Origin of the sequence: Pedobacter sp. ISL-64, from assembly GCF_018613605.1 — a bacterium.
Lineage (GTDB): Bacteria > Bacteroidota > Bacteroidia > Sphingobacteriales > Sphingobacteriaceae > Pedobacter.
The window spans coordinates 146,089-161,667 of record NZ_JAGGPU010000010.1; the positions used below are offsets into that span (position 1 = coordinate 146,089).

11 protein-coding genes are annotated in these 15,579 nt (G+C 39.7%); 6 read left to right on the forward strand and 5 right to left on the reverse strand.

From position 1 onward, the window contains the following. Positions 1-44 precede the first annotated feature (44 nt). From J7E57_RS14830 to ruvX, 4 genes are all read right to left on the reverse strand, one after another. On the reverse strand, positions 45-887 hold the full coding sequence (locus J7E57_RS14830) for a glucosaminidase domain-containing protein (protein WP_215165352.1): 843 nt from the start codon (positions 885-887) through the stop codon (positions 45-47). Between the two features lie 84 nt (positions 888-971). Beyond that, entirely contained in the window at positions 972-1,649 is a 678-nt protein-coding gene (locus J7E57_RS14835) for a glucosaminidase domain-containing protein (RefSeq protein ID WP_215165353.1), read from the reverse strand. A 78-nt stretch (positions 1,650-1,727) separates the two neighbouring features. Then, complete coding sequence (locus J7E57_RS14840) at positions 1,728-2,366, reverse strand: O-methyltransferase (RefSeq protein WP_215165355.1); 639 nt, start codon at positions 2,364-2,366, stop codon at positions 1,728-1,730. 7 nt (positions 2,367-2,373) lie between these two features. After that, on the reverse strand, positions 2,374-2,790 hold the full coding sequence (ruvX, locus tag J7E57_RS14845) for a Holliday junction resolvase RuvX (RefSeq protein WP_215165363.1): 417 nt from the start codon (positions 2,788-2,790) through the stop codon (positions 2,374-2,376). Between the two features lie 322 nt (positions 2,791-3,112). On the opposite strand from ruvX, the gene J7E57_RS14850 reads away from it, so the two are divergent. From J7E57_RS14850 to J7E57_RS14865, 4 genes are all read left to right on the forward strand, one after another. Next, complete coding sequence (locus J7E57_RS14850) at positions 3,113-4,261, forward strand: ATP-binding protein (protein ID WP_215165365.1); 1,149 nt, start codon at positions 3,113-3,115, stop codon at positions 4,259-4,261. A gap of 1 nt (position 4,262) precedes the next feature. Next, positions 4,263-5,783 (forward strand): stage 0 sporulation family protein, encoded by a 1,521-nt coding sequence (locus J7E57_RS14855; RefSeq protein ID WP_215165366.1) that lies wholly within the window; start codon positions 4,263-4,265, stop codon positions 5,781-5,783. Continuing rightward, the gene (locus J7E57_RS14860; protein WP_215165369.1) at positions 5,752-6,243 is read left to right on the forward strand and encodes a gliding motility lipoprotein GldH; all 492 of its coding nucleotides are present in this window, start codon (positions 5,752-5,754) and stop codon (positions 6,241-6,243) included. Before J7E57_RS14855 ends, J7E57_RS14860 begins: the two co-directional genes overlap by 32 nt. A gap of 155 nt (positions 6,244-6,398) precedes the next feature. After that, complete coding sequence (locus J7E57_RS14865; RefSeq protein ID WP_215165371.1) at positions 6,399-9,257, forward strand: TonB-dependent receptor; 2,859 nt, start codon at positions 6,399-6,401, stop codon at positions 9,255-9,257. A gap of 225 nt (positions 9,258-9,482) precedes the next feature. On the opposite strand, the gene J7E57_RS14870 is transcribed toward J7E57_RS14865, so the two are convergent. Then, positions 9,483-10,784 (reverse strand): UDP-N-acetylmuramoyl-tripeptide--D-alanyl-D-alanine ligase, encoded by a 1,302-nt coding sequence (locus J7E57_RS14870; protein ID WP_215165373.1) that lies wholly within the window; start codon positions 10,782-10,784, stop codon positions 9,483-9,485. A gap of 181 nt (positions 10,785-10,965) precedes the next feature. Here J7E57_RS14870 and J7E57_RS14875 point away from each other — a divergent pair, with 181 nt between their 5' ends. Then, entirely contained in the window at positions 10,966-14,013 is a 3,048-nt protein-coding gene (locus J7E57_RS14875; protein ID WP_215165380.1) for a SusC/RagA family TonB-linked outer membrane protein, read from the forward strand. Positions 14,014-14,024: 11 nt separating this feature from the next. Further along, positions 14,025-15,455 (forward strand): SusD/RagB family nutrient-binding outer membrane lipoprotein, encoded by a 1,431-nt coding sequence (locus tag J7E57_RS14880; protein WP_215165382.1) that lies wholly within the window; start codon positions 14,025-14,027, stop codon positions 15,453-15,455. Positions 15,456-15,579 lie beyond the last annotated feature (124 nt).

Consider the following 15,579-nt stretch of genomic DNA (forward strand, 5'->3'; position numbering starts at 1 on the left):
CTACAAAACTACAAATATCTGGCAGGCTAGGCTTGTACTTAACATTATTTAACCTTAAGTATCTGACCCAGTTTAATGGCGTCGGTACCCATTTCGTTCAGCATTTTTAACTGATCAACCGTTAAATTAAAACGTTTTGCAATATTGTAGAGTGTATCTCCTTTAACAACGGTATAAGTACCATCGGCAAGAATGGGTTTAGCTGCTGCAGGGGGAGGGGGCACTGGTGTAAATTTAGCCTTTTCCTGCGGGATATTCTGATTGATTTCTGAAAAGACACGGTCCTCCCTGGCAATCTTTTGCTTTTCGCTTTCCGGTTGATCGTATTGGTAAAGCTGGTATTTTTCGATGGTATTGATCAATAAATCTGGATATTTTGGATTGGTGGCATATCCGGCTGTTTTTAATCCCTGCGCCCAACTTTTGTAATCGTTCTTATCCAACTGGAAAAGGAAGCTATAACGTTTGCGCTTTAAAAACTCAGAGTGATCCCTGAAAGATTCGCGGGCATCCTTATACACCCTAAAACAGTCGTTTTTTTGATCATCGTCCCGGAAGTAGTTTTTTCCCTTCCAGTCTAATGTACATTTAATACCAAAATGATTGTTGGCGTATTTAGCCAGGTCGCTATTTCCACTGCCCGATTCTAAAATTCCCTGCGCCAATGTAATACTTGCAGGGATTCCGTTTGCATTCATTTCTTCAACTGCCACTCCTTTAAACTCATCAATGTAACTTAAAGTATTGTAACTTTTGTACGAATTGTTGTTGGCTTTGTTGGCTGCTTTTTCTATTTGCTTGTTGTTTTTAGAAAATTTCCGCGTACCGCAAGAGCTAAAAAATATGAGGGTTGCTGCTATAAGGATGTAATGGCTGAATGAACGCATTGATGTTATGATTTGTTTAATCGGTTAATTGTTGGAATTGGTTAACTGTATGGCTTTATCGACTTTGGACTCATGGCCCCGGACTCAAAGCTTCAACTTCTGTCCTGGTTTTAAGTTCGCTTTTTTTATGCCGTTTTTTTGCATCAGGGCTTTAACGGTGGTGCCTTTCTTTTTTGCAATTATACTTAGGTTGTCTCCAGATTTTACGGTATAAGTTTTGGCTGTTCTTCTGCTTTTGCTACGGTGGTGAACTGGCGCTGCATAAACAGGCTCTTCATATCCTTCTGGCCTTTCATCATATTGGTAGAGTTCGTATTTTTTAATTAAGCCAATTACCTGGCTGGCCCAGCTTCTACTGCTGGCATAACCGCAACGGCGGATTCCGTAAGCCCAGCCTTTGTAATCGTATTGATCGTATTTTTCAAAAAGATTATTAAAAGGCTTGCGGGTTTCCATAATTTCTACAAAATGGCTGTAAGATTCATCCGCATTTAAATAATCGCGATAGGATGAACGGATTTCCGCATTGTTATTCGGGCCTTTTACTCCAAAATGATTATTAAGGTGTTGTGCGATTTTACTGTTTCCTGCAGCCGATTCGTGTATGGCAACAGCTAAAATAACGCTGGCCGGAATTTTATGATCGTGCATTAAACCCTGTGCATATTCTACATGCTCTGCAATATATTCTTCCGTATCTTGCGCTCTTGCAACAATCCCTGTTAAAAGGAGCAGACAAAAAGTAAAGATTTTTTTAGTCATGGTTAACTGTACAAATTGTTTAATTGGTTAACTGTACGATTAACCGATTAAAACAATTAACCGATTAACCACTATATGTTAAGCTTTCTTCCTAATCACAAACAAACCATCTCGAACAGGTAATATCAGTTTCTCAACCCGTTCATCTGCAGCTATCTTGTCATTAAAACTAGTAATATTTCTGGTGTCTTTATCCTGTTTCTCCTGCAGTACTTTTCCACTCCATAATACATTATCCACAATGATAACCCCGCCTGGACGAACGCGATCAAAAATCATATCGTAATAAGTGCCATTATTTTTCTTGTCGGCATCGATAAAAACAATGTCGAAAACTTCGTCTAAACCCGCTATTGTGGTGGTGGCATCGCCTAAGATATAGTTGATCTGATCATTAAATGCAGATTGCGCAAAGTTGCGGCGCACCATATCTTCCAATTCCTCATTAATATCCAGCGTATACAACAGGCCATCTTTGGTTAAACCTTCAGCAAGGCATAAAGTAGCATAACCGGTAAAAGTGCCGATTTCTAAAATTCTTTTAGGGGAAATCATTTTGCTCAGCATGCTCAAAACCCGGCCCTGATAGTGGCCAGATAACATGCGGGGCATTAAAACTTTAAGATTGGTTTCGCGGTCTATCTGTTGAAGCAATTCGCTTTCAGGTTCGCAATAGGCAATTAGTAAATCCTGTAAATCGTCGTTTATTAGGCTCATTTGTTGGTTATAAACGGTTACTTTCCATAAAATATTGTAAAATGATGGTTGCGGCAATGGTATCAACCCGATCTTTATCTCTTCTGTCCATTTTTTTTAAGCCACTTTGCATAATGGCCTGATGGGCGAGTTTAGAGGTAAAGCGCTCATCAACCCAATGCCTTGGGATATCGGGGAACGATTTTTTTAGCAGTGTAGCAAAACCCTTTACATGTTGTGCCGAATCAGACGGAGAACCGTCCATCTGTTTAGGATCGCCAAGCACAAAAGCCTCAACCTGCTCGGTAAGCATGTATTTTTTAATATATTCAATCACATCTTTTGGATGTACCGTATCCAGCCCCGTTGCAATAATCTGCAAAGGATCAGTTACCGCAATGCCGATACGTTTTGTTCCATAATCAAATGCGAGGATCCGTGCCATAAAAATAGTTAAGCGTAAGGTGTTTGGCGCTGAGCGTTAACGCTGTTTAAAAAATTAAAAATCCAAAGGTAAGGTTTTTTACGAAATGGGTTTTTTGGGTAAAAAGCTTCTTCAGCAACAATCTAAACCCTATTGTAGCGGCATCCCCAAATTAGTTCAATTTGGGATATAGCGGAAAGAGGGACCGAACCCAACCTAAGCATTACCGGAGCTTGCTTTTCTAATAAATAAAATGTCGATTTAATCTAAAAAATACAGATTCTGAAACAAGTTCAGAATGATGAGGCTGTGAATATCATATCTATTTCTTATTTTGCACCAAATGCAGTTTAAAGAAATCATCGGACAGGAAAGAGTGAAGCAACAATTGGTGCAAACGGTTAAGGAAAACCGAATTAGCCATGCGCAACTATTTTTGTCGCCTGCTGGTTCTGGGGCTTTGCCAATGGCAATTGCTTACGCACAATACATCAATTGCCTTAATAAAGGCGAAAATGATAGCTGCGGCGTATGTTCGAGCTGTAGAAAATACGAACGTTTAATTCATCCCGACCTGCATTTCTCTTATCCTTTTTTTGCCTCGGCAAGTGTAAAAACGGCTGTAGATGTATTGGAAGAATGGCGGGGCATGTTAATGCAGGATCCTTATTTCGATATGGATATCTGGCGTTCCAAACTCGATGCGGCGAATAAACAGGCCAATATTAACATAGCCGAATGCCACGATATTATTAAAAAACTAAGTTATAAAGCCTTCGAAGCCGAAACAAAGGTTTTAATTATGTGGCTGCCCGAATATTTGGATAAAGCCGGAAATGCGCTGCTTAAATTAATTGAAGAGCCACCCGCAAATACTTTATTTATTTTAATTGCACAAAGCCAGGATCAGATTTTAACCACCATTTTATCCAGAACGCAAATTGTGAAAATCCCAAAACTTTCGTCAGAAGAGGTAACCGGATATTTATTGAATGCGAAGGGATTAAGCGAGCACCAGTCTATTGATTACTCATTTTTGGCCGATGGAAATTTAATTGAGGCAAAAGCACTGGCTGCCGATACGCAAAGTGATAGTTCGGGTACATTTACGGCCTGGTTGAGGATGGGTTTTGGCAACAAAGTTCCCGATCTGATCGAATTTACCGACGAGACAGCGAAGTGGGGAAGAGAAAACCAGAAGAATTTTTTAAAATATGGCGTAAATTATTTACGCGAATGCTGTTTAATTTTAAGTGGTGCTGAAGAATTGGTGAAATTACCCCCCCTAACCTTCGAAACGGCGAAAAAACTCAGTACACACGTACTTACCTTGCCTATGGCAGAGGCTATAATAGGCGAACTGGAAAAGGCACATTACCACATTGAAAGAAACGCAAACCCGAAAATTCTGTTTTTAGATGTATCTTTACAATTGGTAAAAATTATCAAGTTTAAAACGCTCCCCGCGGGGACTCAATATATATATAATTAATATGGGATGTGGAAGTTGTTCAACAGGTGGTGGTTGCACCCCTAATGGATGCAAAAGTAATGGCTCATGTGGCACCGGTGGTTGCCAAACAATGGAAGTTCACGATTGGCTATCTAATTTGGATATGCCTTCTAATTATAAACCTTTTCAGGTTACAGAAATCAAATTTAAAGGCTCACGCAAAGAGTTTTTCCTTAATAACGATAACATTTATCTCGAAATTGGAGAACTTGTTGCCGTTGAAGGACCAACTGGTGGTTTTGATGTGGGGCACGTTTCGCTTACGGGCGAATTGGTAAGGATCCAGATGAAACGTCGTAAAACGGCGCTCGATCAGGTAACCAAAAAAATCTACCGTAAGGCTACAGAAGCTGATGTAGAAAAATGGAATGCCGCTAAAGGGATGGAGTGGGAAACGATGCACAAAGCCCGTAAACTAGCCTTGGATCTTCGTTTACAGATGAAAATCAGTGATGTAGATTATCAGGCCGACAAAACCAAAGCCACTTTCTTTTATACAGCAGATGGACGTGTGGATTTCCGTGAGCTCATTAAAAAAATGGCAGAGAGTTTCCGTATCAGGATTGAAATGCGCCAGATCGGGATGCGTCAGGAAGCTGGCCGTTTAGGCGGAATTGGCTCCTGCGGTAGAGAATTATGCTGCTCCACCTGGTTAACCAACTTCAAAACCGTATCTACTGCTGCGGCGCGTTATCAAAATTTATCACTAAATACTTTAAAGCTTGCAGGGCAATGCGGTAAATTAAAATGCTGTTTAAATTATGAGCTAGATACCTATTTGGACGCTTTAAAAGATATTCCCGATAGAATTGAAAACCTTGATACTGAGGCTGGTTATGCCCGTCATCAAAAAACAGACATTTTCAAAAAAATCATGTGGTTCAGTTACCAGGGTGATGAAAACTGGATTCCTGTTAAAGCTGCGCGTGTAAAAGAGATCATGGCAATGAACAAGGCGGGCAAAAAAGCGCCTAACTTAAAAGAAGAGGCCGTTCAGATTGCTGCGCCAGTTGTAGTAGAAAAACCTTTCGATTATGAAAATGTAGTTGGTCAGGATAGTTTAACCCGTTTAGATGAACGCTCGAGAGGTAAAAACAGCCAGAACAAAAACAATAATCAGAAAAACAGCCGCAACAACAACCAAAATAAAAGAGAAAGAATTCCTGGCGGAGAGAAAAATGCAGTCCCTAATAATAGAACTCAGCAACCTCAACAGGGTGCGCAGAAAGCTCAACAAGGCGGCAAACAACAGCCTAATGGACCAAAGCTACAACAGGTAGTGCCTAAACCACAGCATGTTAATGGGCCAAAACCTCAAAACAATAAGCCAAAACAACAGCAGCCACAAGCACAAAAGCCTGTAGTAAAAGCTGAAGGAAATGTAGCGGCCGAGGGTGTTAAGCCAGAACAGAGCAAAAATAAAAACAGGAATAACCGTAGGAAAAACAATAACCGCCGAAACAATAATAATGGCTCAGAAAATAAACCTGCTGCTGAATAAAAAGCAAATAATTTTGCTTGGCTTTTTATTCATTACTTCGCTATTTGTTGGTTGTACACCCAGCGTAATTGATAGTAATGTAGAAATTGCCAACCGCAGGTGGACCTACCGTAACCATATTTCTACACCGTTTGAGGTTAAGGATAATACTAAGGCCTACAACATTTATTTTAAGGTTAGACATACCGCCGATTATAAATATGCCAATATTTTTATCCTTGCCCATTTTAAAGATGGCAAGAAGATGATAACCCGGCGTTATCAATACAAACTCGCCAAAAATGATGGCGAATGGTTGGGCAGTGGTTCCGGGAATGTATTTAGTTATACCCTGCCGATGTTAACCAACCATCATTTTCCCCGAAATGGTAAGTTTGAGATCGAAATCGAGCAGAATATGCGCGATAACCCACTTTTAGAAGTAAGTGATGTTGGTTTATTGATTGAAGAGGCAAGATAAGTTTTGTTTTCACTTAGCATCTTATTGATTATTTAACCCATTGTCCTTATTTATTTGCCTTTGACTGGGTTTTTCGAAATTTTATTTGGAAAAATTAGATCTCGCACTAAATCTTTGTAATAAAATTGTTATTATTGTTTATAAACCTATGAACTATGATACGAATTTTACTCAAAAACATCCTACCCCTTCTCCTCATTTTAATTTCTCCTCAATTATTTGCCCAAGGCTTAAAGGGTAAGGTTACTGATTCTGCCGGCTTGGCTATCCCAGGTGCTACCGTTCAGGTAGTTGGCTCAAAAATTGGAACATCATCTGATGGAAATGGGCTCTATGCCTTAAAATTTCCTTCACCCGGGGCTTATAAAGTGAGGATTTCTTTTACAGGCTACCAAACGGCCGAAGTAGCAGTTCAGATCGATAATGCCGTAAAAACGATGGATTTTGCATTGCAGGATGCGAAAGAACTGTTAAGTGATGTAGTTGTGGTTGGATCAAGGTCAACGCCAAGAACGAACATCGAAAGTGTGGTTCCTGTTGATCTGATTTCTACAAAAGACGTTAAAGTATTTGCGCAAACAGATTTAACGCAGATTTTAAACTTTGTAGCGCCATCTTTTAGCTCTAACCGGCAAACCGTTGCTGATGGAACCGATCACATCGATCCTGCATCTTTACGTGGTTTAGGACCAGATCAGGTTTTGGTGCTGGTAAACGGAAAACGTAGGCATACTACAGCACTGGTAAACATTAATGGTACTTTCGGGCGGGGTTCTGTCGGAACCGATTTAAACTCCATCCCGGTTTCGGCAATAGAACGCATAGAGGTGCTACGTGATGGTGCTGCAGCGCAGTACGGTTCGGATGCCATTGCAGGGGTGATCAACATTGTGTTAAAAAAGGTAACACCGTATAGTTTTTCTACCTCTTTCGGTCAGTCTTCATCAAGTGCTTTAGGGCGCGATTTTAGCGATGGCAGAACCTTCCAGGTTGATTTTAGCAAAGGATGGGCATTTAAAAATGATAAAGGTTTCATCAATTTTGCGGCACAGTACCTCCAAAGAGGCTATACAAACAGGGGTGGCTTAGATACCCGTCCGTTATTATATTCTGCTAACCCAACTAAAGGTTCAACAGAAACTGAGGCAGATTTTCAAGCCCGTTTTGCAAGCTTAAAGGCTGCTGATGATGCAAGGGCAAGAGCAAACGGCTTGGATAGAAACAACATGCGTGTGGGTAACTCCGATTCGAAAAACGGTGGTGGTTTTTTAAACGGACAGTTTAATTTTGGTAAAACCACTCAATTGTACTATGCAGCTGGCTTTACCCATAAAACCGGAAGTGCCGCGGGGTTTTATCGCCTGCCGACACAAACAACACAGATTGATTTATCCATCTATCCTAATGGATTTTTGCCTTTCATCGATACCAAGATTAATGATTATTCATTCTCAGCCGGGTTGAGGGGTAAGATAGGCGCTTGGGATTACGACCTAAGTAATACAAGTGGAGAAAATACCATTGAGTTTAATATTGACAACACGGTAAATGCCTCATTACCAACAGGCACTAGTCCTACTTCGTTTTATGCAGGAGAATTGCTGTTCAGACAAAACACCAGTAATCTTGATTTAAGCAAAAAGCACACTTTTGACGGTGGATTTTTAACCTCATTAAATACGGCATTTGGTGCTGAATTCAGGATAGATAATTACCAGATCAAAGAAGGTGAGCTTTTGTCCTACTCAAATGGTGGAAGATTGATCGGGACATCCCCTACGGCATCAGGTGCGCAGGTATTCCCAGGCTTTAAACCGAGCAACGCATTAGATAAATCGAGGCACAATGTTGGTGCTTATGCCGATCTTGAAGCCGAGTTTGGGCCCCGGGTAACTTTAGGGGCTGCGGGCCGTTACGAAAATTATAGTGATTTCGGTTCTAACTTCTCGTATAAATTTACGGGTAAGGTTAAGCTTTTTAGTGATGTTTCGCTGCGTGGAGCTTATTCCACAGGATTTAGGGCACCATCTTTACACCAACAATATTTTAATAATGAGAGTACACAGTTTGTAGGCACCAATGCAACGCAGGTTTTAACTGTAAATAATGCAAATCCTATTGTGTCCCAATTTGGTGTAGGCGCATTAAAACCTGAAATTTCTAAATCGGGAAGTTTAGGTTTAGCAGGCAAAATCGCCAAAACCTTTACTTTTACCATCGATGCTTATAACATTGATATCAGCGACCGTATTGTTTTCTCCAGCCAGTATGCCCGCGAACGTTCTGGTGGTGTTTTAGTGCCAACCGGCGTGGTGAATCAGATTTTAAATACGGTAGATCCAGCGGCACAAATTAACAGTGTACAGTTTTTTACCAACGCCATTACCACCAATACCGCAGGTATCGATGTTGTTTTAACCAATAAGTTCAATTTGGGTGCAAAAAGCAGCTTAATTTTAAGTGTTGCCGGAAATGTAAACAAAACCGTGGTGAGAAGTATTCAGGGTTCTGATAAAATTGAAAGTGATCCTACATTAAAGGCTAAACTTTTCGATCGTTTGGAGCGCTCCCGTTTCGAAAGTTCAGTGCCTAAAAACAAACTAAATATTACCGCAACTTATAATGTAAATAAACTATCGTTTGTGGCAAGAACAGTTCGTTTTGGCGAGGTTACCTATTTAAATGCTATCGATCCCAATGTTGCTGCCAATGGTTTGCCTACGCAATTGGATCAAACTTTTGCGCCAAAATGGATAACTGATTTCTCGGTAAGTTATACAGCAAATAAAACCTGGTCGGTTACTGTTGGGGCCAATAATATTTTTGATGTTTACCCTGATAAATTATATATCGATCCGCGTAATAATGAAAATAATTTGAGCGGAAACGCTGCGGGCAATTATTCAGGGGGATTAGACAATACCTCGAATGGGAGGTTCTTGTACTCAAGAGCTGTTAGCCAGTTTGGTTTTAGCGGTAGGTATGTGTATGGCAAAATTGCCTGTACATTTTAAAGAAATTTAAAAAAGAAAAGCGTCCAGATTTTAAATCGGGGCGCTTTTTTGGTTTTACGCCCTAAGGTAATGCCATTCACTTAGGGAGAAATAATAAAACGTTGTCATCCTGAGCCTGTCGAAGGACAAATGTTTTATTTATTTCGAAAATTAAGAGGTCTTCGACAAGCTCAGACTGACAGCAGAATGTTTAAGTTATCGATACTGCTCTTCGCGGATTTGAAACTACAGATACTGTAACAAACTTTCCAGTTTCATTCCTCTTGATCCTTTTAACAATACCAAATGATCCTGTACCGGGTTTTCCTGTAAATATGCGGCTGCTTCGGCCGGGCTTTCGAAAAATATTCCCTTAAAATTGTCTTTAAATGAATAGAAATCCTTCCCGATAAAAATTAGCTGATCTAAACCACTTTCATTTGCCTGTTTCGCAATGAGTTCATGCTGTTCATGAGATTCTGGTCCAAGCTCAAACATATCACCCAAAATAGCAGTCTTTTTATCGGCCGATAATACTGCAATATTTTTCAGTGCAGCGGTCATGCTGCTTGGGTTTGCATTATAAAAATCGCAGATTACCGTATTCTTTTCTGTTTTGGTTAATTGAGAACGGTTATTTTTTGGCTGATAATTAGATAAACCGGAATTGATTTCATCCGGAGTCATATCAAAGAAATCGCCAATACAGATTGCAGCAAGAATGTTTTCGAAATTATAACTACCTGTTAAATTGGTTTTAACAGAAGAAGAAACCTCGTGGTTAGTCCAATCTACCTCAATAAAAGGGTCGCTGCTTTTTAATTTACCTTTAATGGTATTGCCATTTTCTGTTCCATAATAAATCAGTTTGTTTAAACCTGCGGCAGTGCTCATTTCAAGCAAGTATGGATTGTCTCTATTGATAAAAGTATAACCATGGGTTTCTTTTAAATAGGCATAAAGTTCTGCTTTGCCCTTTTTTACCCCTTCAAATCCGCCGAATCCATCTAAGTGTGCCATGCCAACATTGGTAATAATGCCATGTGTGGGCTGAGCAATGGTACAAAGCAGTTCTATTTCCTTCTGATGGTTTGCTCCCATTTCGATTACCGCAATCTGCACCTCACCAGTGATGGACAAGATAGATAACGGAACACCAATGTGATTGTTTAAATTGCCGAATGTGGCAAAGGTTTTGTATCGTTCTGCTAAAACAGCATTTACCAATTCTTTGCTGGTTGTTTTCCCATTACTGCCCGTTAAACCGATTACCGGGATATTTAATTGTTTGCGGTGATAACGTGCCAGATCCTGCAGAGTGCTTAATACATCGTCAACCAATAGGCATTGACTATTTTTGGCATACTTTTCTTCATCTACAACTGCATAAGCAGCGCCTTTTTCAATAGCTTGAGCAGCAAATTCGTTGGCATTAAAAAGATCTCCCTTAAGCGCAAAAAAGATACAACCCGGGCTAATGTTTCTGGTATCGGTAGAAATAATATTATGCTGTAAGTAATGCTGATAAAGGGTTTCTGTATTTGTCATTTTAAATAGATTGCGAAGGTAAAATTACGAATCAAGCCCAAATAAAACACTCTTTTTCCAATCTTCACTATTTCTTCATCAATTTCCTTCAGAAAGACTCTACATTCATTGCTGAATAAACGAATTGCGGCAGTTTTTGAGCATTGCTTTTCGATCATTATTAACTAAACTAATTTAAATCATGAAGAAACTATTACAAAGTTTATTCGTTCTGTTGCTATTTGCATCCATCGCAATGGCACAAGAAAGAACCATTACGGGTACGGTTACCGCTAAAGAAGATGGAACGCCAATTCCCGGGGTAAGTATTAAGGTAATCGGTACCAATATAGGTGTGTCATCCGGAGCAGATGGGAAATTCTCTCTAAAAATTTCGTCGGGTGCAAAAAGTTTACAATTCTCTTCCTTGGGATTCTTGATGCAAACAGTAAACATAGGTTCTTCTAATGTAATCAACGTGGTGCTACTTCCAGATTCGAAAATCTTAGGAGAGGTAGTAGTAACAGCCTTAGGTATAAAGAGGGAGAAACGTACGCTTACCTACTCTACACAAGAGGTTAGTGGAAGCGCGTTGGTAGATGCAAAAGAAAATAACCTGGTTAATGCCCTGGCAGGTAAGGTTGCTGGTGTGCAAATTACCAATTCAAGTGGTGCTGCCGGAGGCTCCTCAAAAATTGTAATTCGAGGAAATACTTCATTAACAGGAGAAAACGGCGCGCTTTTTATTTTAGACGGAGTGCCAATTGATAACTCCGAAGCAGGTAATCCTGATGGAGCATTAAGTGCCGGCGGAACATCGAACCGTGCCATAGATATTGATCCAAATATTATTGAAAGTGTAACCATCTTAAAAGGAGCTGCCGCGAGTGCTTTGTACGGTGCTGCTGCCGCTAGAGGCGTAGTAATTATTACCACCAAAACAGGAAAAGGAAAACCTTCCGTAACCTTAAGCTCTGGAATAACATTTGATAACCCTATTTTTCCTGAGTTTCAAGATAAGTATGCCCAAGGCAGCAATGGCGTTTATGTTGATGGGAATAATGGCCAACTCAGTTCATCTTCATGGGGGCCACTTATTGATGGTTTAACGGTAAATGGACAGCCAGTGCAAAAGCACGACCCTAGAAAGGAGTTCTTTAAAACAGGTTTTACAACTGATAATACTTTAGCAGTAAATGGTTCAACAGATAACTCAACTTATCTGGTTTCTTATTCCTATCTAAAAACGAACGGAACAGTGCCATCAACAGATTTTGGAAGACACTCGTTATTCACGAAATTTTCCAATAAAATCACAAAAGATATCACTGTTACGGGACAGTTTAATTATGTTAATTCTGTGAATAACCGTTTAGCAGAAGGAAATGGATTGGCTAGCCCTTATTGGACTGTTTATGCTGCCCCTATCTCCTGGGATCCATTCCCAACCACAAACCCTGATGGCTCGCAACGTGTATACAGAGCGGCCAGAAACAATCCATATTGGTTGGTAGATAATACTAAGTTTGTATCTGCAGTTAACCGTTTTTTACCTGTACTTACTGTGAGTTACAATCCTTTATCATGGTTAACCATAACTGAACGTGGTGGTGCTGACATTTACAATGATAACAGCAACTACCATGAGGCACAAGGAATAGTAGGTGGAGAATCTGAAGATGGTAAGATGTATAACCGTGAAATAAATTATAAGCAATTTAATAATGACATTATTGTTGAGGCCAAGAAGAACTTTAATGAAGATTGGTTTGGTAGCATATTAGTAGGTAACAACATTCTAAGCAACTCGCAAAGGGTTGTGTTTGATAAAGGAGTAGGTTTATCGGCTGCTGATTTTTACAATATTAACAATGCCTCTACTCAAATATCTTCCATAAATAATTACACCAGAAGAAAAGTTGGGTATTATGCACAATTAACAACCGAATATAAAAGAATGTTATCCTTTTCATTAACCGGGCGTTATGACGGAACTTCGGTTTTGAGTCAGGATAAAAATTATTATCCATATGGTTCAGCATCGGCAGCTTTTATTTTTACCGAGCCACTTCATTTAGAAGATAATGACATATTAAATTTTGGTAAGATCAGACTGTCGTACTCTTATGTAGGAAACGATAACGTAGGCCCATATGCACTAACTACACCTTATCTTCATCCTGTAATTTCGAACATCGAATTCCCTTACGATAAAAACAACGGGTTTTTAATGACCAATACCTATGGTGATCCTAATCTTAAAAATGAAGGATTAAAAGAGTTTGAAACAGGGCTTGAGCTAAAGATGTTCAGAAGTAGACTAAGTATAGAAGCTACTTACTTCGACAAAAAAAGCGTTGATTTGATTACCACTACTCCAATTACGCCGTCATCAGGTTTTAATGCTGCAACAATTAATGCCGCCAGCATGTACAATAGGGGGATAGAGTTAATACTTAACGGCACACCGATTAAAACAAAGGATATTACCTGGAATATTGGACTTAACTTCTCAAAAATTAAAAATGAAGTTACAGAACTGGGTAAAGATTTGGATAATATCCAATTTGCCGGCTTTACAAACCCAGGTATTTTTGCCTACAAAAACCAACCTTATGGTGTAATATATGGTTCCAGGTATAAAAGAAATAACGATGGTAAGTTATTGATTGATGATGAGGGCTATCCGATTATTGATGATCAACTTGGCGTAATCGGAAACACAACACCAAAATGGAATGCCGGCTTAACTACAAGTTTCGCTTATAAAGGTTTTAGTTTATCAGTCGTATTCGACATGAGGTATGGCGGTGATGTTTATAATTTAGATGGCCATTATTTAGATTTTTACGGGACAACTAAAAAGACTGAAGATAGAACAGCAACAACAGTTTTCGACGGAATCAGAGAAAGTGACGGGAAGGTAAATACAACGGTTGCAAAACTGGATCAGGGATACTACCAAAATAATGAGAGCGTGGTAGATGAAACAGGTGTAGAGGATGGCACTTATTATAAATTAAGACAGGTAACCTTATCTTACAGTTTTAATCCATCGCTTCTAAAGAGAACTCCATTTAAAGGATTGAGTATAGCTGCCACTGGCAGAAACTTATGGATCTATGCCCCCCATTATACTGGTTCAGATCCAGAGGTGAGTTTGTATGGAACAGGTAATGGAGCAAGTTTTACCAATTTTGTTACCCCAACAAACAGGAGTTATAATTTTGCAATAAAAGCAACCTTTTAATCTAAGCAAACATGAAAGTTATATATTATTCAATAGCCACTTTATTACTGCTTTCTTTTAGTAGTTGTAAGAAATTTCTTGATATCAATCAAGATCCCAATAATCCATTAAAAGTACAGGAATCGTTAATTTTAACCCCTGTTGAGCTTTATACCACTACGCAGATTGCTGGGGGGTACCCTTCAATAACGACGGCTTATTGGACACAACAGCTGGCGCTAAATCAAGAATCGCCAAATATCGATACCTATCGTATTACTCCAACAGATGTAAACAATACCTGGAGCTTTGACCTTTATCCTGCTATTTTTTATAACCTGCGCAATATGATCAGCGATGCGGATAAGAAAAGTAATACCAGTTATTCGGGCGTAGGTAAAATTTTATTGGCTTATAATTTAGCCGTTTGTACCGATTTGTGGGGCGATATACCTTACACCCAGGCTTTTAATGCTTTGGATGGACTTAAGCCAGCTTATGATTCGCAAGAAAGCATTTATAAAGTTATTCAAACAACTCTTGATGATGCCATTGTGAAGCTAAATGCACCAAATACGAATAAGGCTATGGGCGGAGATGACCTTATTTACGGGGGGGATTTGGCTGCCTGGAAAAAATTTGCTTATACCCTTAAAGCAAGGTACTACCTGCGTTTAAGTAAAGCAGCAGGCTACAATGCGGCAACTCAGGCAGATTTGGCACTTACCGCTCTTCAAAACGGTTTCGAGTCAAATGATGATAATGCCAGGCTAATCTATGCTGGTGGACCAAAAGCCGAAAATCCTTGGTACCAGAATACTTTGCCAGGCGCGGGAGGTGTTGTTTTGTCCTCATATTTTGTTAATGCTTTAAAATCAAACAACGATCCAAGATTACCAATATTAGCAAATCCAGGTTCTGGTAAAGATTATATTGGCAGAACGAGCGGTACTGCTGCAGCCACGGACCCAGCTACTTACGCTACCGTCGGTTATTTTTATGGAGGGTATGTTGACAAAGATGAGATCAAACAGGGCATTGCACAAGCAGCCCCGGTTTATCTGGCTACCTATGCTGAAGCATTATTTATTAAAGCGGAGGCTACACTTTACAAATCAGGAGCGGCAGCGGCTACGCCGATATATAACAGTGCCATTGCTGCCCATATGGATATGCTAAAAGTTGCTGCAACAGATAAGGCTACTTATTTGGCAACTCACGCAACACTTGATGCCGTTACTCCGTTAAAAACTATAATTGGCGAAAAATATGTTGCCGATTTTTTATCTCTTGAAGTGTACAACGACTGGCGTAGAACAGGATATCCAAGTTTATCTGTGGTACAGAATGCCTTTAAGCCTTATATCCCACAGCGCTTTCCTTACCCTTCACAAGAAATCACGTCAAATCCACAGCCCCAGCAAAGTATAGCTACGTCAACTAAAGTTTGGTGGGCCAATTAGATTTGGTTTACATAGCAGGCCAATATGGTGTGGCTATATGATCTGATTTTAAAATAAAGCCTCCGGTAATGGGGGCTTTATTTTTATTCAGAAGAAGTACTTGACCACAAAAATGATATGAATG